General features: G+C 72.2%; 19 protein-coding genes. 11 read left to right on the top strand and 8 right to left on the bottom strand.

The window, feature by feature from the left end; translation table 11 throughout:
• Window positions 1–10: 10 nt before the first annotated feature.
• Entirely contained in the window at window positions 11–1,069 is a 1,059-nt protein-coding gene (locus ACIRB4_RS26810; RefSeq protein ID WP_403294745.1) for a DUF2637 domain-containing protein, read from the bottom strand.
• A 205-nt stretch (window positions 1,070–1,274) separates the two neighbouring features.
• On the bottom strand, window positions 1,275–2,132 hold the full coding sequence (locus ACIRB4_RS26805; protein ID WP_403294744.1) for a (2Fe-2S)-binding protein: 858 nt from the start codon (window positions 2,130–2,132) through the stop codon (window positions 1,275–1,277).
• A 184-nt stretch (window positions 2,133–2,316) separates the two neighbouring features.
• On the opposite strand from ACIRB4_RS26805, the gene ACIRB4_RS26800 reads away from it, so the two are divergent.
• Window positions 2,317–3,078: a GntR family transcriptional regulator gene (locus ACIRB4_RS26800; RefSeq protein WP_403294743.1), complete on the top strand. Its 762-nt coding sequence runs from the start codon at window positions 2,317–2,319 to the stop codon at window positions 3,076–3,078.
• A gap of 117 nt (window positions 3,079–3,195) precedes the next feature.
• Complete coding sequence (locus tag ACIRB4_RS26795) at window positions 3,196–4,857, top strand: WD40 repeat domain-containing protein (RefSeq protein ID WP_403294742.1); 1,662 nt, start codon at window positions 3,196–3,198, stop codon at window positions 4,855–4,857.
• A gap of 82 nt (window positions 4,858–4,939) precedes the next feature.
• On the opposite strand, the gene ACIRB4_RS26790 is transcribed toward ACIRB4_RS26795, so the two are convergent.
• Together ACIRB4_RS26790 and ACIRB4_RS26785 are read right to left on the bottom strand one after the other, a co-directional pair.
• On the bottom strand, window positions 4,940–5,728 hold the full coding sequence (locus ACIRB4_RS26790; RefSeq protein ID WP_403294741.1) for a hypothetical protein: 789 nt from the start codon (window positions 5,726–5,728) through the stop codon (window positions 4,940–4,942).
• Window positions 5,729–6,049: 321 nt separating this feature from the next.
• Window positions 6,050–7,747: a PucR family transcriptional regulator gene (locus ACIRB4_RS26785; RefSeq protein ID WP_403294740.1), complete on the bottom strand. Its 1,698-nt coding sequence runs from the start codon at window positions 7,745–7,747 to the stop codon at window positions 6,050–6,052.
• Window positions 7,748–8,072: 325 nt separating this feature from the next.
• Here ACIRB4_RS26785 and ACIRB4_RS26780 point away from each other — a divergent pair, with 325 nt between their 5' ends.
• From ACIRB4_RS26780 to ACIRB4_RS26760, 5 genes are all read left to right on the top strand, one after another.
• On the top strand, window positions 8,073–8,966 hold the full coding sequence (locus ACIRB4_RS26780; protein ID WP_403294739.1) for an FAD binding domain-containing protein: 894 nt from the start codon (window positions 8,073–8,075) through the stop codon (window positions 8,964–8,966).
• 2 nt (window positions 8,967–8,968) lie between these two features.
• Window positions 8,969–9,565 carry a (2Fe-2S)-binding protein gene (locus ACIRB4_RS26775; protein WP_403294738.1) on the top strand — a complete coding sequence of 199 codons (597 nt, stop codon included), beginning with the start codon at window positions 8,969–8,971 and terminating at the stop codon, window positions 9,563–9,565.
• A gap of 1 nt (window position 9,566) precedes the next feature.
• Window positions 9,567–11,972 (top strand): xanthine dehydrogenase subunit D, encoded by a 2,406-nt coding sequence (pucD, locus tag ACIRB4_RS26770; RefSeq protein WP_403294737.1) that lies wholly within the window; start codon window positions 9,567–9,569, stop codon window positions 11,970–11,972.
• Between the two features lie 216 nt (window positions 11,973–12,188).
• Window positions 12,189–13,664: an NCS2 family permease gene (locus tag ACIRB4_RS26765; RefSeq protein WP_403294736.1), complete on the top strand. Its 1,476-nt coding sequence runs from the start codon at window positions 12,189–12,191 to the stop codon at window positions 13,662–13,664.
• 40 nt (window positions 13,665–13,704) lie between these two features.
• Complete coding sequence (locus ACIRB4_RS26760) at window positions 13,705–14,841, top strand: XdhC family protein (RefSeq protein ID WP_403294735.1); 1,137 nt, start codon at window positions 13,705–13,707, stop codon at window positions 14,839–14,841.
• A gap of 91 nt (window positions 14,842–14,932) precedes the next feature.
• On the opposite strand, the gene ACIRB4_RS26755 is transcribed toward ACIRB4_RS26760, so the two are convergent.
• Window positions 14,933–15,535, bottom strand: a complete 603-nt coding sequence (locus ACIRB4_RS26755; protein WP_403294734.1) for a TetR/AcrR family transcriptional regulator — start codon at window positions 15,533–15,535, stop codon at window positions 14,933–14,935.
• Window positions 15,536–15,649: 114 nt separating this feature from the next.
• Between ACIRB4_RS26755 and ACIRB4_RS26750 the strand changes: the two genes are divergently transcribed.
• The 4 genes from ACIRB4_RS26750 to ACIRB4_RS26735 all read left to right on the top strand — a co-directional run bounded on the left by ACIRB4_RS26750 (window position 15,650) and on the right by ACIRB4_RS26735 (window position 18,950).
• The gene (locus ACIRB4_RS26750) at window positions 15,650–16,795 is read left to right on the top strand and encodes an acyl-CoA dehydrogenase family protein (protein WP_403294733.1); all 1,146 of its coding nucleotides are present in this window, start codon (window positions 15,650–15,652) and stop codon (window positions 16,793–16,795) included.
• 56 nt (window positions 16,796–16,851) lie between these two features.
• A complete protein-coding gene (locus tag ACIRB4_RS26745) occupies window positions 16,852–17,613 on the top strand; it encodes an SDR family NAD(P)-dependent oxidoreductase (RefSeq protein ID WP_403294732.1) in 762 nt (253 codons plus the stop codon).
• Window positions 17,614–17,711: 98 nt separating this feature from the next.
• The gene (locus ACIRB4_RS26740) at window positions 17,712–18,434 is read left to right on the top strand and encodes a TetR/AcrR family transcriptional regulator (protein WP_403294731.1); all 723 of its coding nucleotides are present in this window, start codon (window positions 17,712–17,714) and stop codon (window positions 18,432–18,434) included.
• A gap of 132 nt (window positions 18,435–18,566) precedes the next feature.
• Window positions 18,567–18,950, top strand: a complete 384-nt coding sequence (locus tag ACIRB4_RS26735; RefSeq protein WP_403294730.1) for a Zn-ribbon domain-containing OB-fold protein — start codon at window positions 18,567–18,569, stop codon at window positions 18,948–18,950.
• A gap of 78 nt (window positions 18,951–19,028) precedes the next feature.
• Here the strand turns inward: ACIRB4_RS26735 and ACIRB4_RS26730 are convergent, their stop codons facing one another.
• The 3 genes from ACIRB4_RS26730 to ACIRB4_RS26720 form a co-directional block, all read right to left on the bottom strand.
• Window positions 19,029–19,985 (bottom strand): electron transfer flavoprotein subunit alpha/FixB family protein, encoded by a 957-nt coding sequence (locus tag ACIRB4_RS26730; protein WP_403294729.1) that lies wholly within the window; start codon window positions 19,983–19,985, stop codon window positions 19,029–19,031.
• A 33-nt stretch (window positions 19,986–20,018) separates the two neighbouring features.
• The gene (locus tag ACIRB4_RS26725) at window positions 20,019–20,804 is read right to left on the bottom strand and encodes an electron transfer flavoprotein subunit beta/FixA family protein (RefSeq protein WP_403294728.1); all 786 of its coding nucleotides are present in this window, start codon (window positions 20,802–20,804) and stop codon (window positions 20,019–20,021) included.
• 28 nt (window positions 20,805–20,832) lie between these two features.
• Window positions 20,833–20,927 (bottom strand): acyl-CoA dehydrogenase family protein (locus ACIRB4_RS26720; protein WP_132919430.1); only part of this gene is annotated, 95 nt, incomplete at its 5' end.

Raw genomic sequence — 20,927 nt, 5'->3', positions numbered from 1 at the left:
CGTACCGTGCTCAGCCGAACTGCTGCTCGAGGTCCTTGAGCTTGCGCTCCAGGGAGTCGAGCCGCGGCAGCGCCTGGGTGTCGTCCTCGGCGGTGAGGTCCACCGTCCGCGGTTCAACGCCCTGCACGGCCTGGAGGGAGGGCCGGGGTCGAAGCGGCAGTTGTCCGGGTTCCGCTATGGCGGGCTCCGCGACGGCCGTCCCCACGGACGTCGCGGAGCCCGTGCCGGAGTTCAGCGCGGCCATCTCGACGGGCCGCCCGCCGCCGCGGCCGAGCCCGAAGGCCCGGTGCTGCCGGTTGATCGCCCTGAGCCTGGCCCGGTCGAGCCTTCCCTGCTCGCGTCTGCGCAGCCGGTTCTGCCGCTTCTCGCGCCGGTCCTCGCGGACCTCGTCGACCGCCTCGTCCAGCGTCCGTACGCCTTCGAGCAGCATCAGCGACCAGGCGGCGAAGGTCTCGCGGGGCGCCCGCAGCCACCGGACGATCCGGATCTGCGGCAGCGGACGGGGCACCAGGCCCTGTTCGCGGAGCGCCGCCCGGCGGGTCTGCTTGAGCGCGCGGTCGAAGAGGACCGCCGCCGAGAGGGACATGCCCGCGAAGAACTGCGGGGCGCCCGCGTGCCCCAGGCCCCTGGGGGCGTGCACCCAGTTGAACCAGGCCGCGGCCCCGGCGAACGTCCAGACGAGGAGGCGTGAGCCGAGGGCGGCGTCGCCGTGGCTGGCCTCGCGGACCGCGAGGACCGAGCAGAACATGGCCGCGCCGTCGAGGCCGAAGGGGACGAGATACTCCCAGCCCCCGGTGAGGTTGAGGTTCTGCCGGCCGAAGCCGACGAGCCCGTGGAAGGAGAGGGCGGCCGCGACGGCCGCGCAGCAGAAGAGCAGGACGTAGGAGGCGGTGCCGTAGATCGCTTCCTTGCGTCTGCGGCGTTCCTCGCTGCGTTCCCAGGAGTCGTCGGCCGCGGCCTGGTCACCGGCGCGCTTGCCGCGCGCGAGCACCGCCACCGCCGTCAGGACTCCGGCCACCATGACGCCGCCCGGAAGCAGCCAGTCCAGCGATATGTCGGTCAGTCTCATGCGGTGTCCCTTGCATCGCAGTAGGGCGTTTCGGCGGCCATACTGGCCGACCTCGACGGACCCTCAAGGGCTTTCGCGGCAAGAGCACGCCATCGGGGCCGCACGGCATACGAATAGGTGCGATCTGGTCGAACTACTGCGCGAGGGAAGGGCGTTGTGTTCGACGTACGCCACCCCTGGGGGTGGCGTAAGCACCGGGGGAGCGTCAGGCGGTCGCGGCGAGCCGGCGGACCCGCTCGGCGTCGCAGGTGCGCGGACACGTCGTGCAGGTGTCCTCGGGGCGCAGCGTGTAGAAGAAGCAGCAGGCGGCCCGGTCCCGGGTGGCGGCGGGCGGGGTGTCGGCCGTCCCCGTCCCGGCCAGTTCGCGGAAGCCGGCAGTACCGGCGAAGGGCTTGGCGGTGCCGGGCATCAGGAGCTCCAGCTCCTCCATCGCCCTGGGCTCCTCGCCGAGCAGGCCGGCGATGTACCAGAGCCCCTCGACGATCTCGTCCGTCGCCATGCCCCACAGCGCGCGCCGCCCGCGCCGCATCCGGGGTCCGAAGCCGGTCAGGACGTCCTCGAAGTGCTCGGCGAGCGAGGCCCTGACCTCGGCGCGCAGCGCCTCCTCGTCGGCGACGACCCGGGCACCGGGCAGCGCGGCGGCGGGATCGCCGGGCAGGCAGGCGAACTCCTCGACGCGGACGGTCATCCGTCCGAGCGTGCGGTGGAAGGAGACGTTGCGGACGGGCACGCGGGGGACCCTGCGGTGCAGGAACCAGGGGACGGTCACCAGCAGGCAGGCGGGCCAGGCGTACCGGTGCAGTCCGAAACTCGCGACCACATCGGGTCGGGCCCGCCGGCCGTAGTCGCGCAGCACCTGCGCGTCGTCCCAGGCGAGGAAGGCGTCGAGCGCGGCGCCCCCGGCCGCGAGCTCGTCCGCGCCGACCCAGCCGCCGCCGCGCGGCAGCCGCTCGCCGGGGCCCGCCTCCGTCATCCGCAGTCCGCCGAACACATCGCCGACGCGGGCGTAGGAGGCCGCGACGGGCGAGGTGGAGGGGGTGGGGAGCAGGGCGGGGACGGCCATGGGGGGACCACCGAATCGCGATCGTTAGCAAGTTAGCCTTACCTTACCCGAACCGATCGATGTTTGCCCTTCTCACCTGGGGGGAAGGCCCCCGGCCTCCTCCGGGCGGGGCCGTCGCCTAGGGTGCACACGGGGCGCCGGTATCGCGAAGCCGGGCCCGGCACGATCCCGCAGGAGGACCCGGGTGGAGCAGGGCGGAGCGCGCGAGCGCGCGGCGGAGGAGCCGTACCCACCGTACGACGACGCCGTACTCCTCCCCGAGCAGGCACGCGGCGGGCCGCCCGCACCGCCGGCGCCCGTCCCGGCGCCGCTCGCCCCGCGCTCCGTCCAGCGGCACTCCGTACGCGGCCAGATCCTCCAGGCGCTGCGCGCCGCGCTCGTCGGCGGCGACCTGACCCCCGGCGAGGTCTACTCCGCCCCCGCCCTTGGTGAACGCTTCGGCGTCTCGGCGACCCCGGTGCGCGAGGCGATGCAGCAGCTGGCGACCGAGGGCGCCGTCGAGGTCGTACCGAACCGGGGCTTCCGGGTCACCGAACGCACCCCGCGCGAGCTCGCCGAGCTCGCCGAGGTCCGCGCACTCCTGGAGGTCCCGGTCATGCTGCGGCTGGCCCGCACGGTCCCGGCCGACCGCTGGGCCGAGCTCCGCCCGCTCGCCGAGGCGACGTCGGCCGCCGCCGCCCGCGGCGACCGCGCCCACTACGCCGAGGCGGACCGGGCCTTCCACCGCGCGGTCCTCTCCTTCGCAGGCAACGCCCAGCTCGTCGCCGTCGCCGACGATCTGCACCGCCGCTCCCAGTGGCCCCTGACCAGCGCCCCCGCCACCCGGCACGCCGACCTCGTCGCGGACGCGGCGGAGCACACCGCCCTCCTCGACGCGCTCGTCGCCCAGGACCTGACCGTCGTGCGGTCCCTCGTGCGGGAGCACTTCACGGGTTCCGACGGCTGACTCCTCCCCGACACCCGCACCGACTAAGGTCGGTGGCGTGAGGTGTCCCATGCCGTCCCCGGCCCTGTCCACGGCGCGATGGGGGCTCCCCTCGCCGAAGGCGGGGGGTGGGCGCCCATGACCGGTCCCGTACGGGTCGAGCGCCCCGCGCCCGGCCGGGAGACCGAGGCCGCGGCTCTGCTCGGCTGGCTCACCGACCCGGACGCTCCCCGCCTATGTCTGGTCACCGGAGGCCCGGGGCAGGGCAAGAGCGACCTGCTCGCCTGGCTCGCCGCACACGGCACCCGTTCCGGCGGCTCCCGGCGCAGACGTGCGGGGCGCGAACTGATCCCGCTGGCCGGGCAGAGCGTGCTGGGCGCGGCCTGGACGATCGCCAACCGGCTCGGCGTGGTGGCCGGTACGCCCGGCGAGCTGGTCCAGGTTCTCGCCACCACCGATGTGCGCCGCGCGGCCCTCATCCTGTCGGACCTGGACGAGGCCGCCGAACCGGACGCCGTCGCCGAACTGATCGCGGAGCTGGACGCGTCGGGCCGGATACGCCTCCTCGTCGAGACCCGCACCGGAACCCCGCCCCACACGCTCCTCGCCGCCCGGCACGCCACGATCGTCGACCTGGGATCCGACGAGTGCGCCGAGCGGCCGGACGGTGACGACGAGCCCGTGCGGGCGCCGCGAGGGGGCGGTGGCTCCGGCGGCGGTCGTCGGCCCGGCGAGCCCGGCCAGGCGTACGGGGCGGGGCGGCACGCGGCGGACCCGGCCGACCCGGTCGCCGTCTGCGCGGCCGACCCCTCGCAGGTGACCCGCGCCTATCTGGCGGACCCCGGCGACGACCACGGCGGGCTCCGCTCCGCCTGGATGCGCGCCGGGCAGTCCCTCTCCCGGGAGCAGAGCTCCGCCGACCGGGCCGTGGTCCTGCTCGCCGCCCTCGGCGACGGCGCGGACCCCCGGCTGCGCCCCGCCCTCGAAGAGCTGGCCGCCCGCTCGCCCTGGCGGGTCCGCTGGACCCGGGCACGCGGCGATCTCTCCCCGCCCTGGACAGGGCCCGTCACCGCCCTCGGCGCCATAGGTGACCGGCTGCTGGTCGCCGGTCCCACCGGCGACGTCCACCTGCTGGATTCCGGGGACGCGCGGCCCGCCGGTCGGCTCGTTCCGGGCCCGGCGGGCCGGGTCAAGGCGCTCGCGCCCGCGGCGGACGGGACCGTGCTCCTGCTCGACGAGCGGGGCCGGCTGCACACCGTACGGGGAACGGCGCCCCGCCCGGCTTATCTGGAGCGGCTCACCCAGGCCGTCACGGCGACCCTCACCCGGCACCCGGGCACCGCCCTCGCGGCGATCGGCGGCTCGGTCGTGGTGGGCGACCGGCTCGGGTCCGTGCACGCCTTCGGGCTGACGGGCATTCACCAGGCGGCCCTGCACAGCGGCCGGGTCGCTGCGGTCACCGCCGTCGAGACCTCCACGCCCTTCGTGTGCAGCGGCGGTACCGATGGAGCCGTCCGTCTCTGGACCCCGGGGAAGGAGCCGAACCCGCACCCCGCCCCGCTCGCCCAGCGCCCGGCCCCGGTCGTCACCCTCCACGCGGCGGAGACCCCCCGCGGCCCGGTCCTCGCGGCCGCCTGGGCCGACGGCCTCGTGGAGCTGCGCCACCTCGACACCGGAGCCCTCCACCGCTTCCGCCCCGGCCCACCCGTCCGCGCGGTCGCGGTCACCGGGGAGGGCGACCTGATCGTGGGCATGGACGACGCACTGGTACGCCTGGAGCCCGTCGGCGGCGCTCGCTGAGTTCCCTGTTCGCCGCCCGGTGGTCGGGCCGCCGCCGCCCCTTTGCGACCCCGACCGTCGCGCGAGGGCGGCCGACGGGCCGTCAGACAGCTGGCCTCGGGGCGAGTTGGGCCGCCAGCCAGGTCGGGACGCCACCCAGGAGGCGGAAGAGGCGGGCCGCCTCCGCGCGCAGCCGGCCGGCCTCGGGTTCGGTCTCGGTGTCCGCCAGGGCCGTCAGTGCCGGGGCCGTACCGACGAGGAAGCCGAGCTCCTCGCGGATGCGCAGCGACTCGGCGAAGCCGTGCCGGGCCTCCGCCAACTCGCCCTCGCGCAGGGCCAGTCCGGCCAGATGGCGCCAGGTGGAGGAGAGCAGCAGCGTGTCGCCCCGGTCCGTGGCGCCCGCGTGGGCGCGGCGGTAGGCCGCCCGGGCCGCCTGGGGGGAGTCGCCGAGGTTCTGGGCGATCAGCCCGCGCCGGAAGTCGAGCAGCGGGCGTCCCTCGGCCGCGGGACCGATGAGCGCGGCCGCCCGGCCGAGCGCCGCACGGGCCTCGTCGGCCCGGTCCCGTACGCCGAGGAGCGTCGACGCGTAGGCGAGATAACCGCGTTCGCACGCCGCCGCCCCGCGCTCCTCGTCGCTCTGGGCGACCGCCTCGGCCGCCCGCAGCGCCTCTTCCGCGTCAGCCCAGCCCTGCTCGGTGTAGAGGCAGCGCTCGATCAGCAGCGCGGCCCTTTCGAGCGCCGCGGCCGGTTCGGCCGCGCGGGGCGTGAGCAGGGCGGCCGCGTCCGTCCAGCAGCCGCGTGAGCGCAGCCGCCATATGGCGGTCTCCATGGGGGTCTCCTTGCCGTAGGCAAGGGACGGATCGTCGCCACCCGTCGTTTCGGAACCAGACATGGCGGTGTCCGCCACATTGCCCTCCCCGAGCGCGCCATTGAGCCGTTGGGTCAGGTCGCATCTCAGCACGAACCAGAGGGCCTGGCCAAGGGGTCAGGTGAATTATTTCACAAGAGCCTGACGGACTCCGGTATACGGACACCTCCACTGCCCCGTCCGGGCCCCGCACTCAGCGCCCGCTCCACTCGGCCCGCCCCCGTCGCCGTTGCCACCAAGGCCCCCCGAAAAGGTGAATCCCCGCCGAGACCCCCAGGTGACGGCAGAAACGACCGCCTCCCCCGGTGACCCCCTGCGCCGAGGCGAACCGAGCCCCCAAAAAAATCAGCTCATGCGGAGGGCGAGGAAGAAGTCCAGCTTGTCTTCCAGGCGCGAGAGGTCTCTGCCGGTCAGTTGCTCGATCCTGCCGACTCGGTAGCGCAGGGTGTTCACATGCAGGTGGAGGCGGGTCGCGCAGCGGGTCCAGGAGCCGTCGCAGTCGAGGAAGGCTTCGAGGGTGGGGATGAGTTCGGCGCGGTGGCGGCGGTCGTAGTCGCGGAGGGGGTCGAGAAGGCGGGCGGTGAAGGCGCGGCGGACGTCGTCGGGGACGAAGGGGAGGAGGAGGACGTGGGAGGCGAGTTCGTGGTGGCCTGCGGCGCAGACGCGGCCTGGGCGGGCGGCGGCGACGCGGCGGGCGTGGCGGGCTTCTTCGAGGGCGCCGCGGAGTCCTTCGGCGGAGTGGACGGCGGCGCTGACGCCGAGGGTGAGGCGGCCGTCGTCGGCGAGGCCGGAGGAGAGGGGGTCGCGTACGGCGGCGAGGAGGGCGTCGGCGTGGAGGCCGATGCCGGGGGTCTGGCCTTCGTCCTCGCTGTCGGGGAGGGGGCCGGCGGGGAGGGGGACGAGGGCGATGGCTTCGTCGCCGTGGTGGGCGACGGCGATCCGGTCGGCCGAGTCGGCGCCGACGGTGGCGGGGTCGACGAGGATTTCCTCGAGGAGCGCCTGGGCGACGGGCCCGGTGTCGAGGGGGGTGCCGGTGGCGCCTTCCTGGTCCCATTCGACGCGTGCGACGACGACCTGCCAGTGCGGTGCGGTGCCGAGGCCGGGGAGCAGGACGGGGGCGGCGACGCGGAGGCGGGCGGCGATCTCGGCGGGTGCGGCGCCGGTCTGGACGAGTTCGAGGACTTCCTGGGCGAGTCGGCGCCGTACGGTGCGGGCGGCGTCGCGCCGGTCGCGTTCGACGGCGATGAGCTGGGTGACGCCCTGGAGGAGGTCGAGCCGGGCGGCGGGCCAGTCGCCTGCGTCGGCTTCGACGGCGAGCAGCCAGTCGGACAGGACGGTTTCGCGCACGTCTCGCGAGGCGGACGGGGCGCCGCGTCCGGTGTTGCGGATCGGGAAGAGCGAGTAGGTGGTTCCGCCGAGCGGGAGGCGGTGGGGGCCGCGCCGTCCGGTGCGGGTGGCGGCGAGGTGTTCGCCGGCGAGTGTGGCGGCGAGTCCGGCTTCGAGGGGTTCCCCGGCGCCGGCGATCTGGCGGCCCGTGGGGGAGAGGACCCAGGCGTGAAGGTCCAGGTCGGAGCCGAGGAGGTCGAGGACGACCTCGGGTCCGCCGCCGGCGGGGCCGGAGGTCATCAGGCGTCGGTGGCGGTCGACGACGGCGGCGAGGTCGCCGGCGCGCTCGCCGGAGACCTGTCGAACAACGTGTTCGGTGATCGTTGCGAACGCAACGGATTCATTCACTGCGAACAGGGGCAGCCGATGGCGCAAACACGCCTGTACGAGATCGTCCGGGATGTCGCCGAGTTCGGCTTCGCCGGCCGCCAGGGCCGCCACTCCGGCGGAGGCGAGGATCCGTACGAAGGGTTCGGCGTCCTCGGGCTCCCTCAGCCAGGCGAGGCCGGTGAGGACCAGTTCGCCACCGGACAGATACCTGCTGGGGTCCTTGAGGTCCGTCGTCATCACGCCACGGACCGTGCGGTCCAGCTCTTCCTCGCCACCGAGGAGGCGCAGCCCCAGCGCGTCGGTTTCCAGCAGTGCGCGCAGCCGCATCTCGTCTCCGCCGTTCCTTTTCGTCCGTCGCGCTCGTGCGTCGCGAAAACTGTCCCGTTGTCGTCGGTGGCGTCGTGCCGCCGTTTCCAGGGGAAAACGGCGAGGTTACCGAGCCCCGCCTTTCGTTCGAATCTACAAGACGAGGAAGGTCACCAGCCAACTCCTTCATGTTTTCGGTGACTGCACCCTGGCCTGCCGGGCTTGTGTACTAGGCCACACATCGCGTGAACAGCACATGAACTAGCAATCGAAGTCGAGGGCCGGCCGTCCCCCCGGGCCCGTGCGACGGACCCCTGATCATCAGAATCACTAGAAGAGAGCCACCATGGACTTCCTTCGCCCCGCCAGCTGGGAGGAGGCGCTCGCCGCCAAGGCCGAGCACCCCACGGCCGTGCCCATCGCGGGTGGTACGGACATCATGGTCGAGATCAACTTCGACCACCGGCGTCCCGAGTACCTCCTGGACCTGAACCGTATCGAGCTGCTGCGCGAGTGGGAGGTCGGCGAGGAGAACGTCCGCCTCGGTGCCTCCGTCCCGTACACCCAGATCATGGAGAACCTGCGGGCCGAGCTCCCCGGTCTGGCGCTGGCCTCGCACACGGTCGCCTCGCCGCAGATCCGCAACCGCGGTGGTGTCGGCGGCAACCTGGGCACGGCGTCGCCGGCCGGTGACGCGCATCCCGCGCTGCTCGCGGCGGGTGCCGAGGTCGAGGTCGAGTCGCAGGCCCGCGGCAGCCGCCTGATCCCGATCGACGAGTTCTACACGGGCGTGAAGCGCAACGCGCTGGAGCCCGACGAGCTGATCAAGACCGTCCACATCAAGAAGGCGGACGGGCCCCAGCAGTACTCCAAGGTCGGCACGCGCAACGCCATGGTCATCGCGGTCTGCGCCTTCGGCCTGGCGCTGCACCCGGAGACCCGGACGGTGCGTACCGGCATCGGTTCGGCCGCGCCGACCCCGATCCGCGCCAAGGAGGCCGAGGCCTTCCTGAACGCGGCTCTGGAGGAAGGCGGCTTCTGGGACAGCGGCAAGATCATCACGCCGTCGGTGGCCAAGCAGTTCGCCGACCTGTGCTCGGGTGCCGCCAACCCGATCGACGACGTCCGAGGCACCGCCAAGTACCGCCGTCACGCCGTAGGCATCATGGCTCGCCGCCAGCTCGGCTGGACCTGGGAGCAGTACCGCGGCACCGGCCGCACGCTTGAGGGAGCTGCATAACCATGCGCGTCAATTTCACGGTCAACGGTCGTCCGCAGGAAGCCGACGACGTCTGGGAGGGGGAGTCCCTCCTCTACGTCCTGCGTGAGCGGATGGGCCTGCCCGGCTCCAAGAACGCCTGCGAGCAGGGCGAGTGCGGTTCCTGCACGGTCCGCCTGGACGGTGTGCCGGTCTGTTCGTGTCTGGTCGCCGCCGGGCAGGTCGAGGGCCGTGACGTCGTCACGGTCGAGGGTCTCGCCGACTTCGCCAAGCAGCGCGAGGAGCACGGCGGCTGCGCGAGCGGCGCCTGCGGCACCACGCTCGACGAGGCCAAGAGGTGGGAGGCCAAGCCGGGTCAGGACTCGCAGACCGGTGAGGGTGTCGCACTCTCCCCGATCCAGCAGGCGTTCATCGACGCCGGCGCCGTCCAGTGCGGCTTCTGCACCCCGGGTCTGCTGATCGCAGCCGACGAGCTCCTGGAGCGGCACAGCGACCCGTCCGACCAGGACATCCGTGAGGCCCTCTCCGGCAACCTCTGCCGTTGCACGGGTTACGAGAAGATCCTCGACGCGGTCCGCCTGGCGGCGGCCCGCCAGGAACGTCAGGGAGAGGCGGTCTGACATGGCTCAGAACACCCGCACCGTTCCGGCCGGTACGCCGACGAACGTCACGCAGAACCACACCAAGGGCGGCATCGGCGAGTCCACGCTCCGCCCGGACGGCACCCTGAAGGTCACGGGCGAGTTCGCGTACTCCTCGGACATGTGGCACGAGGACATGCTGTGGGGCCAGACCCTGCGCTCCACCGTCGCCCACGCCGAGATCGTCTCCATCGACGTCTCCGAGGCGCTCGCGATGGGCGGCGTGTACGCCGTCCTGACGTACGACGACCTGCCGGCCGAGATGAAGAACTACGGTCTGGAGATCCAGGACACCCCGGTCCTCGCCCACGGCCGGGTACGGCACCACGGTGAGCCGGTGGCCCTGGTCGCCGCCGACCACCCGGAGACCGCCCGCCGCGCGGCCGCCAAGATCAAGATCGAGTACCGGGAGCTGCCCCTCGTCACCGACGAGGCCTCCGCGCTCGCTCCCGACGCGCCGCTGATCCACGAGGGCCGCGACGACCACCACGCCGGTCACGTCCCGCACCCGAACATCGTGCACCGCCAGCCGATCATCCGCGGCAACGTGGAGGAGGCCCGCAAGAGGGCCGACGTGATCGTCGAGGGCGAGTACACCTTCGGCATGCAGGACCAGGCGTTCCTCGGCCCGGAGTCCGGTCTCGCCGTGCCCGCCGAGGACGGCGGTGTCGACCTCTACGTCGCCACCCAGTGGCTGCACTCTGACCTCAAGCAGATCGCCCCCGTCCTCGGTCTCCCCGAGGAGAAGGTGCGGATGACGCTCTCCGGCGTCGGCGGTGCCTTCGGTGGCCGCGAGGACATCTCGATGCAGATCCACGCCTGCCTCCTGGCGCTGCGCACCGGCAAGCCGGTCAAGATCGTCTACAACCGCTTCGAGTCCTTCTTCGGCCACGTGCACCGCCACCCGGCGAAGCTCTGGTACGAGCACGGCGCCACCAAGGACGGCAAGATCACGCACATGAAGTGCCGGATCGTGCTCGACGGCGGTGCCTACGCCTCGGCCTCCCCGGCCGTCGTCGGCAACGCCTCGTCCCTCTCGGTCGGACCGTACGTCGTCGACGACGTCGACATCGAGGCGATCGCCCTCTACACCAACAACCCGCCCTGCGGTGCGATGCGCGGCTTCGGCGCCGTCCAGGCGTGCTTCGCGTACGAGGCGCAGATGGACAAGCTCGCGGCGAAGCTGGGCATGGACCCGGTCGAGTTCCGCCAGCTCAACGCCATGGAGCAGGGCACGATCATGCCGACCGGCCAGGTCGTGGACTCGCCGGCCCCGGTCGCCGAGCTGCTGCGCCGGGTCAAGGCCCGTCCGATGCCGCCGGAGCGCCAGTGGGAGTCCGCGGGCGAGGGCGCGGACGTCCGCGCGCTGCCCGGTGGTCTGTCGAACACCACGCACGGCGAGGGTGTCGTCCGCGGTGTCGGCTACGCCGTCGGCATCAAGAACGTCGGCTTCTCCGAGGGCTTCGACGACTACTCCACCGCCCGCGTGGTCCTGCAGCTCATCAACGGCGAGCCCGTCGCGATGGTCCACACGGCCATGGCGGAGGTCGGCCAGGGCGGTGTCACCGTGCACGCCCAGATCGCCCGCACGGAGCTGGGCGTCACCCAGGTGACCATCCACCCGGCCGACACGCAGGTCGGCTCCGCCGGTTCGACGTCCGCCTCCCGGCAGACGTACATGACCGGTGGCGCGGTGAAGAACACCTGCGAGGCCGTCCGCGAGAAGGTCCTGGAGATCGGCCGGCGCAAGAACGGCTCGTACCACCCCGCCTGGGCGACCGCCGAGCTGCTCCTGGAGAGCGGCAAGGTCGTCACCGACGGCGGCGAGGTCCTCGCGGACATCGCCGACATCCTGGAGGGCGAGGAGCCGATCGACATCGAGCTCGAGTTCCGCCACCGTCCCACCCAGGCGTTCGACCTGAAGACGGGCCAGGGCGACGGCCATGTCCAGTACACCTTCGCCGCGCACCGCGCGGTGGTGGAGGTGGACACCGAGCTCGGCCTGGTGAAGGTCATCGAGCTCGCGACCGCCCAGGACGTCGGCAAGGCGCTCAACATGCTCTCCGTCGTCGGCCAGATCCAGGGTGGTACCACCCAGGGCCTGGGCGTCGCGGTGATGGAAGAGATCATCGTGGACCCGAAGACCGCGAAGGTGAAGAACCCCTCCTTCACGGACTACCTGATCCCGACGATCCTCGACACGCCGACCATCCCGGTCGACGTACTCGAACTGGCCGACCCCAACGCGCCGTACGGCCTGCGGGGACTCGGCGAGGCCCCGACCCTGTCGTCGACCCCGGCCGTCCTCGCGGCGATCCGGAACGCGACGGGCCTGGAGCTGAACAAGACGCCGGTCCGCCCCGAGGCGCTCACCGGCACCCTGTAGGACCCTCCGGGCGGTGTGTGCCTCCCAGGAACGTCACACTTCCCCGCCCCCACCGCCCGGAGCAACCCCCCGGCAGTACCAGCAGTACTGATCCACCCGTTCGTCTCGGGCCGTCCCCCGGGTCGTGCAGCCCACGCAGCATCCCAAATCCCGCAGCTTCTCTGACCTTCGGAAAGTCTTATGCGGGTGCCCCTTTGAACCTTGGGAGTAGGCCCCATGACCCAGTCGTCTGTGGAGCCCAAGACCGCTTCGGAGGACGCGGGCTCCGGCTCGAACGTCCCCGCCGGCAGATCTTGGCTCGACCGGTACTTTCACATCTCGGAGAGAGGATCCACCGTCGCGACGGAGATCCGCGGCGGCGTCACCACCTTCATGGCGATGGCGTACATTCTCCTGCTCAACCCCCTGATCCTCGGCGGCAAGGATGTGGACGGCAACGTCCTCAGCCAGCCCGCCCTCATCACGGCGACCGCTCTGGCCGCCGCTGCGACCACTCTCCTGATGGGCTTCTGGGGCAAGGTCCCGCTCGCCCTGGCGGCCGGCCTCAGCGTCTCCGGCGTGCTGTCCTCGCAGGTCGTCTCCGTCATGACCTGGCCGCAGGCGATGGCCATGTGTGTGGCCTACGGCGTGATCATCTGTCTCCTGGTGGTCACCGGCCTCCGCGAGATGATCATGAACGCGATCCCGCTGGCGATCAAGCACGCGATCACCATCGGCATCGGCCTCTTCATCGCGATCATCGGCTTCGTCAAGGCCGGCTTCGTCCACGAGAACCCCTCTCCCGGCGGTGGCCCGGTCACCCTCGGCCCCCTCGGTGAACTCCAGGGCTGGCCCGTCCTGATCTTCGCGGTCACCCTGCTGCTGATCTTCGCCCTCCAGGCCCGCCACATCCCCGGCGCCATCCTGATCGGCATCGTCGTCGGCACCATCGTCGCCATGATCGTCAACGCGATCGCCGACATCCCCGCCAAGGGCGCGGGCGCCTGGTTCGCCGGCGCGCCGGAGCTCAACGGCAGCGCCGTCTCCGCACCGGACTTCTCGCTCATAGGCGAGGTGTCCTTCAGCGGCTGGGGCGACGTCGGCTACATCACGATCACCATGATCGTCTTCACGCTGGTGCTCGCCGGCTTCTTCGACGCCATGGCGACCATCATCGGTGTCGGCTCCGAGGCCAACCTCGCCGACGACAAGGGCCGGATGCCGGGCCTGTCCAAGGCCCTGTTCATCGACGGCGCCGGCGGGGTCATCGGCGGCGGTGTCGGCGGCTCCGGCCAGACCGTCTTCGTGGAGTCCGCCACGGGCGTCGGCGAGGGAGCCCGTACGGGCCTGTCCTCCGTCGTCACCGGCGCGTTCTTCGCCGCCTGTCTCTTCTTCACCCCGCTCACCGCGATCGTGCCCGCCGAGGTCGCCTCCGCGGCCCTGGTCGTCATCGGCGCGATGATGATGCAGAACGCCAAGCACGTCGACTGGAGCGACCGCTCCGTCGCGATCCCGGTGTTCCTCACCGTGGTCCTGATGCCGTTCACGTACACCATCACCACGGGTGTGGCGGCCGGTGTCATCTCCTACGCCGTCATCAAGGTGGCGCAGGGCAGGGCACGCGAAGTGGGGGCCTTCATGTGGGGCCTGACCGCGATCTTCGTCGTGTACTTCGCGATCCATCCGATCGAGAGCTGGCTGGGCGTCAGCTGACGCCGTACCGCCGCCCTCCACACAAATCGAGGAGTTCGAGATGCTGGACATCGCCGAAGAGCTGCACCGGTGGGTCGAGCAGGGACGCGAGTTCGCCGTCGCCACCGTGGTGGCGGTCGGTGGCAGCGCGCCCCGTCTGCCCGGCGCCGCACTCGCCGTCGACAGCGACGGCACGGCGATCGGCTCGGTGTCCGGCGGATGTGTGGAGGGCGCGGTCTACGACCTGTGCCAACAGGCACTCGAAGACGGCAACACCGTCGTCGAGCGCTTCGGATACAGCGACGAGGACGCCTTCGCCGTGGGCCTGACCTGCGGCGGAGTCATCGACATCCTCGTCACCCCGGTACGCGGCGGGGTCTTCCCCGCGGCACTCCGGGCCGCCGCCTCGGCGGAGGCGGCGGCCTTGGCCCGGATCGTCGAGGGCCCCGACGACCTGATGGGCCGGGCGCTCCTCGTCCGTCCCGACGGATCGTACGAAGGCGGCCTCGGCGGCCACCCGGAGCTGGACCGCACCGCCGCGGGCGAGGCCCGCGCGATGCTGGACGCCGGCCGGACCGGCACCGTCGGGATCGGTGCGGACGGCAGCCGCTGCGGGCAGCCGCTCACCCTCCTGGTCGAGTCGTCCGTCCCCGCCCCCCGCATGATCGTCTTCGGCGCCATCGACTTCGCCTCCGCGCTGGTGAGGGTCGGCAAGTTCCTCGGCTACCACGTCACCGTGTGCGACGCGCGCCCCGTCTTCGCCACCCGCGCCCGCTTCCTCGAGGCCGACGAGATCGTCGTCGAGTGGCCCCACCGCTATCTGGCGTCGACCGAGGTCGACGGCCGTACGGCGCTGTGCGTCCTCACGCACGACGCCAAGTTCGACGTCCCCCTGCTGGAAGCGGCCCTGCGGCTCCCGGTCGCCTACATCGGCGCGATGGGCTCCCGCCGCACCCACGAGGACCGCAACAAGCGGCTGCGCGAGGTCGGCGTCAGCGAGCTCGAACTCGCCCGGCTGAGGTCGCCGATCGGCCTCGACCTCGGCGCCCGCACCCCGGAGGAGACGGCCCTCTCCATCGCGGCCGAGATCGTCGCCAACCGCCGCGGCGGCAGCGGCGCCTCCCTCACCGGCGCGCACACCCCCATCCACCACGACGGCCCGCGCGAAGCCGACGGACGGATAGGTTCCGTCGCGTAACCCGGCGCTCCGCGCCCGGCCGGCGCTCGCCCGCCGGCCCCTTCCCGATCGAACTCGGTGAGCGATCCCCTGTCCTCGGACAGGGGATCGCTCACTTCGTCAGTCCCTTCAGCAGGAGCTCCGCGAGCTGTTCGTACGCCTCCGCGTCCGCGAGCCCCGTCGCCGCTGCCACCTGGCGCTGCTGGATGCGGACCATCACGGAGGCGATGACATCGGCGGCGAAGGTCACATGGACCTCGCGGAAGACGCCCGCGCGCACGCCTTCCTCGATCAGCTGCTGCACCCGCCCCGCCGCCGCGCGCGTGTTGCGCTCGTACACCTCCGCGGCCGGCTCGAAGGCGGCCACGTCGTCGAAGAACTGCGGGGAGACCGGGGCCAGTTCGGCCGCGACGGCCCGCAGGTAGGCGGCCAGCCGCTCGGCCGGCTCGGTCTCGGCGGCCAGCACCGACTCCACCCTGGTCGTCGCGCGCCGGAAGAAGTGGACCACCGCCGCCCGGACGAGCTGTTCCTTGCTGCCCGCCAGGCCGTAGAGGGTGCGCTTCGAACAGCGCAGCCGCGCGGCGAGATCGTCGAGCGTCAGCTGGGCGAAGCCCTCACCGACCAGGAGGGCGACCAGCTCCTCGAACAGGGCGGACCGGCGGGCCGCACCGCGGCCCGTCAGCTTGGGTGCGTCGGCGGCTGAGGTCTCGATCACCCGAACAGTATGCCGGGCGACCCGTTCGGGGGTTACGGGGAAACCCTTCTGCGCTACGCTAACCGGTACTGCCGTACCGGCCGCAGTACCGCTTCTGTTGTCACTGGAGTCGCCATGGATGTCGACCGCCTGCTTCCCACCCCCGAGGCAGCGGACCTCATCGCCCTCACCCGGGAGATCGCCGACAAGGAACTCTCTCCCCGCGTGGACGAGCACGAGGCCGCCGAGACGTACCCGGAGGGCCTGTTCGCCACCCTCGGCGAGGCCGGACTGCTCGGCCTGGCGTACCCCGAGGAGTTCGGCGGCGGAGGCCAGCCGTACGAGGTCTACCTCCAGGTCCTGGAGGAGCTGGCGGCCCGCTGGGCGGCCGTCGCCGTCGCCACCAGCGTCCACACGCTCGCCTGCCACCCCCTGCACTCCTTCGGTACCTCGGAGCAGAAGGAGCGCTGGCTCCCCGCGATGCTCGAAGGCGAGCTCGTCGGCGGCTACAGCCTCTCCGAGCCCCAGGCCGGCTCCGACGCCGCCGCCCTGTCCTGCAAGGCGGAGCGCACGGAGAGGGGCGACGCGTACCGGATCACCGGCAACAAGGCGTGGATCACCCACGGCGGCAAGGCCGGCTTCTACGCCCTCTTCGCCCGCACCGCCCCCGGCGGCCACGGCATCACCTGCTTCCTCGCCCCGGGAGCCGCCGACGGCCTCACCTTCGGCAAGCCGGAGCGCAAGATGGGCCTCCAGGCCGTGCCCACCACCTCCGCCCACTGGGACGGCGCCCTCATCGACGCCGACCGCCGCATCGGGGCGGAGGGGCAGGGACTCCAGATCGCCTTCAGCGCGCTGGACTGCGGCCGCCTCGGCATCGCCGCCTGCGCCACCGGCCTCGCCCAGGCCGCCCTCGACGCCGCCGTCGCGTACGCCAACGAGCGCACCACCTTCGGCCGGCGGATCGTCGACCATCAGGGGCTCGGCTTCCTCCTGGCGGACATGGCCGCCGCCGTCGACTCCGCCCGCGCGACCTATCTGGACGCCGCACGCCGCCGCGACCTCGGCCGCCCGTTCAGCCGCCAGGCCAGCGTGGCCAAGCTGACCGCCACCGACGCCGCCATGAAGGTGACCACGGACGCCGTCCAGGTCCTCGGCGGGTACGGATACACCCGCGACTTCCCGGTCGAGCGCTATATGCGCGAGGCCAAGATCATGCAGATCTTCGAAGGCACGAACCAGATCCAGCGGCTCGTCATCAGCCGCTCCCTCGCCCGCTGACCGCCTCCGCACGCCGCCGCCGTCTGCCGACGGACCTCTTCCCGCAAGGAGCATCCATGGACATCGCCGGATCCGCCGCGCTCGTCACCGGCGCGGCCTCGGGCCTCGGCGCCGCCACCGCCGCCGCACTCGCCGCCCGAGGTGCCACCGTCTACGGCCTGGACCTGGACAAGGCCGTCGCGGCGGCCGGGCCGCTGCCCGACGGCGTCACCCTGCTCGCCGCCGACGTCACCGAGGAGGGCCCGGTCCGCGAGGCCCTCGCCCGCATCGAGGCCGACGGCGCCGAGCTGCGGCTCGCCGTCAACTGTGCGGGCATCGCCCCCTCGGCCCGCATCCTGGGCCGCAAGGGACCGCACGACCTCGACCTCTTCCGTACGGTCCTCCAGGTCAACCTGCTGGGCACCTTCAACGTGATGCGCCTCGCCGCCGAGGTCATCGCCCGGCAGGAGGCCGACGAGCACGGCCAGCGCGGCCTGGTCGTCAACACCGCCTCCATCGCCGCCTTCGAGGGCCAGGTCGGCCAGATCGCCTACGCCGCCTCCAAGGCGGGCGTCGCCGGCATGACGATCACCGCCGCCCGCGACCTCGCGCAGTTCGGCATCCGCGTCGTCACCATCGCGCCCGGCATCGTCGACACCCCGATGATGGCCGGGTTCGGCGAGGAGGTCCGGGCCGGCCTCGCCGCCGGCGTCACCTTCCCGCAGCGGCTCGCCCGGCCCGAGGAGTACGCCCGGCTCGTCACCATGGTCACCGAGCACGACTACCTCAACGGCGAGACCATCCGGATGGACGGCGCCCTGCGCATGGCCGCCCGCTGAGCCACGCCCGACCGCCCTGTCTCTTCCGTAGCACTTGGTGCCGCCTTGTGGTGGCACCAAGTGCCGCCCTTGCCTGCCCGGGGTGTTAGGTTCGGGCCATGGGAACGGGAACAGCGCCGACGAACTCCGCGAAGCCCGGCATGCGGGACTCCCTCATCGCCGCGGCCTTCCAGCTCTTCCTGGAGCGGGGGTACGAACAGACCACCGTCGACGACATCGTCCGGACCGCCGGGGTCGGCCGCCGGTCCTTCTTCCGCTACTTCCCCTCCAAGGAGGACGTGGTCTTCCCCGACCACGAGCAGTGCCTCGCCGACATGACCGCGTTCCTCGCCGCGAGCGGGGACGGCGACGACCCGCTGGTCCGGGTCTGCGACGCCGCCCGGCTCGTCATGCGGATGTACGCCGAGAACCCCACGTTCTCCGTGCAGCGCTACCGCCTCACCCGCGAGGTGACCGGCCTTCGCACCTACGAACTCTCCGTCGTCTGGCGGTACGAGAAGACCCTCGGCGACTATCTGCGCACCCGCTTCGCCGACCGGCGCGACGGCACCCTGCGCGCCAATGTGATCGCCGCCGCCGTGGTCGCCGCCCACAACCACGCCCTGCGGCACTGGCTTCGCTCGGGCGGCGAGGGCGATCCGCTGGCCGAGGTCGACCGGGCCCTGGAGTTCGTCCGCGACACCTGGAGCCCGCAGGGCGTTCCCGGCGGCCCGGGCGCCCCCGCAGAGGAGGCCGAGGACGTCGTGGTCGTGATCACCAAGCGCTCCACCCCGATGTGGCGGGTGGTGCGCGAGGTGGAGTCGAGCATCGGAGAGGGCTAGGCCCTGTCCGGAAACGCTCGCAGGGATCTCAGTATCTCGAATTAAGGGAACTCAGGTCTTTATTCTATGGCACTCAGTGCCATATCTTTGCACCATGCACGGTCGAGCCGCCGAGTGCGAGGAGAAGGCATCGTGTTCCACACGGGACTGAGGAGCGGGAGCGCCGTCCGGACCGAGGAATCGGGCGCCGGCGCCGAGCTCTACTTCCAGCGCTGCCGCTGGTGCCACACCACCACCTTCCAGCGCCTGCTCTGTCCGACCTGCGGGTCGACCGACCTGGCGCCCGAACGCAGCCAGGGCGAGGGGGTGATCACCGTGCGCCGCGGGTTCACCGCCGCCCACGCCGACCTCTGGCCGGTCCACATGGCCGAGGGCTTCGTCGTCCGCTGCCGGGTCGACGGGCCGCTGCACGCGGTGCGCCCCGGCGTGCGGGTCAAGCTCTCCTCCGCCGGGACGGCGCCGGGTCAGCCGGTCGTCCGGCTCTGCGAAGAGGTCCCTCTCGACGGCTGGCTCTGAGTCTCCCCGGACAGCGAAGGGCCGGTCGGTGGCACTCAGTGCCACCGACCGGCCCTTTCGTTCACCGGGCCCGCTGTCTCAGCGGGCGCCGATCTCGTCCGTCAGCTGCGGCAGCACGGCGAACAGGTCGCCGACCACGCCGTAGTCGACCAGGTCGAAGATCGGGGCCTCCGGGTCCTTGTTGACGGCCACGATCGTCTTCGAGGTCTGCATGCCGGCCCGGTGCTGGATCGCCCCGGAGATGCCCGCCGCGATGTACAGCTGCGGCGAGACCTGCTTACCGGTCTGGCCGACCTGGTTGGCGTGCGGGTACCAGCCCGCGTCGACCGCGGCGCGCGAGGCGCCGACCGCCGCGCCGAGCGAGTCGGCGAGCTTCTCGACGACCCCGAAGCCCTCGGCCGCGCCGACACCGCGGCCGCCGGAGACCACGATCGCGGACTCGGTCAGCTCGGGGCGGCCGGTGGAGACGCGCGGGGTGCGCGAGACGACCGTGGCGGCGTTGCCGGTGAAGGCGACGGACACGTTCTCGACGGTACCGGCGGCCGGAGCGGCCTCGGGAGCGGCCGAGTTGGGCTTGACGGTGATGACCGGGACACCGTGCGAGACGGTCGACCTCACCTGGTACGAGGCGGCGAAGACGGACTGGGTCGCGACCGGGCCGTTCTCGCCGGCCTCCAGCTCCACGGCGTCGGTGATGAGACCCGAGCCGAGACGCAGGGCGACGCGCGCGGCGACCTCCTTGCCCTCGCCGGACGAGGTCACCAGGACGGCGGCGGCACCCTTGTCCTTCGCGATCTGGGTGAGCGCGTCGACCTTCGGCACGACGAGTTGCTCGGCGAACTCGGCGCCGTCCGCGACGTACACGGTGGCCGCGCCGTACTCGCCGGCGGTGGCGGCGATCGACGCCGCGGCGTCACCGGCGCCGAGCACGACCGCCGAGGGCTCGCCGATCCGGCGGGCCAGGGTGAGCAGTTCGAGGGCCGGCTTGCGGACCGCACCGTCGGCGTGGTCCACGAGAACCAGGATCTCAGCCATGATTCCTTGCTCCTGAAGGATAGTGACGGTGGGTCAGATGAACTTCTGGGCCGAGAGGAACGCGGCGAGCTGCTTGCCGCCGTCGCCCTCGTCCGTGACGATCGTGCCCGCGGTACGGGCCGGGCGCGCGGCGACCGACTCGACCAGGGTCCAGGACCCGGCCAGACCGACCTCGTCGGCGTCGATGCCGAGGTCGTCCAGGTCCAGCTCCTCGACCGGCTTCTTCTTGGCGGCCATGATCCCCTTGAAGGAGGGGTAACGGGCCTCGCCCGACTGGTCGGTGACCGAGACGACGGCCGGCAGCGGGGCCTCCAGGAGCTCGGTGGCGGCGTCGCCGTCCCGGCGCCCCTTGACCCGCCCGTCCTCGACCGAGACCTCGGAGAGCAGGGTGATCTGCGGCAGGCTCAGCCGCTCGGCGAGCAGCGCGGGCAGCACGCCCATCGTGCCGTCCGTCGAGGCCATACCGCAGACGACCAGGTCGAACCCGGTCTTCTCCAGCGCCTTGGCGACGATCGCGGAGGTGCCGATGACATCGCTGCCGTGGATGTCGTCGTCGTTGACGTGGACGGCCTTGTCGGCGCCCATGGACAGCGCCTTGCGCAGGGCGTCCTTGGCGTCGTCCGGGCCGACGGTGATGACGGTGACCTCGGCTTCGTCCGCCTCCTCGGCGATCCGCAGCGCCTGCTCGACCGCGTACTCGTCGAGCTCCGACAGCAGACCGTCGACCTCGTCGCGGTCCACGGTCAGGTCGTCCGCGAAGCCGCGGTCGCCGCTCGCGTCGGGTACGTACTTCACACAGACAGCGATCCTCAGGGTCACGGCCTGGCTCCTTTCCAGTGGCAGACGATTACGGGAGGTTGCGGGCCATGACGATGCGCTGGACCTGGTTGGTGCCTTCGTAGATCTGGGTGATCTTGGCGTCGCGCATCATGCGCTCGACGG

This window comes from Streptomyces sp. NPDC093600, assembly GCF_044764755.1.
In the GTDB taxonomy this organism is placed as follows: domain Bacteria; phylum Actinomycetota; class Actinomycetes; order Streptomycetales; family Streptomycetaceae; genus Streptomyces.
This window is presented reverse-complemented; position numbering and strand designations above follow the sequence as displayed.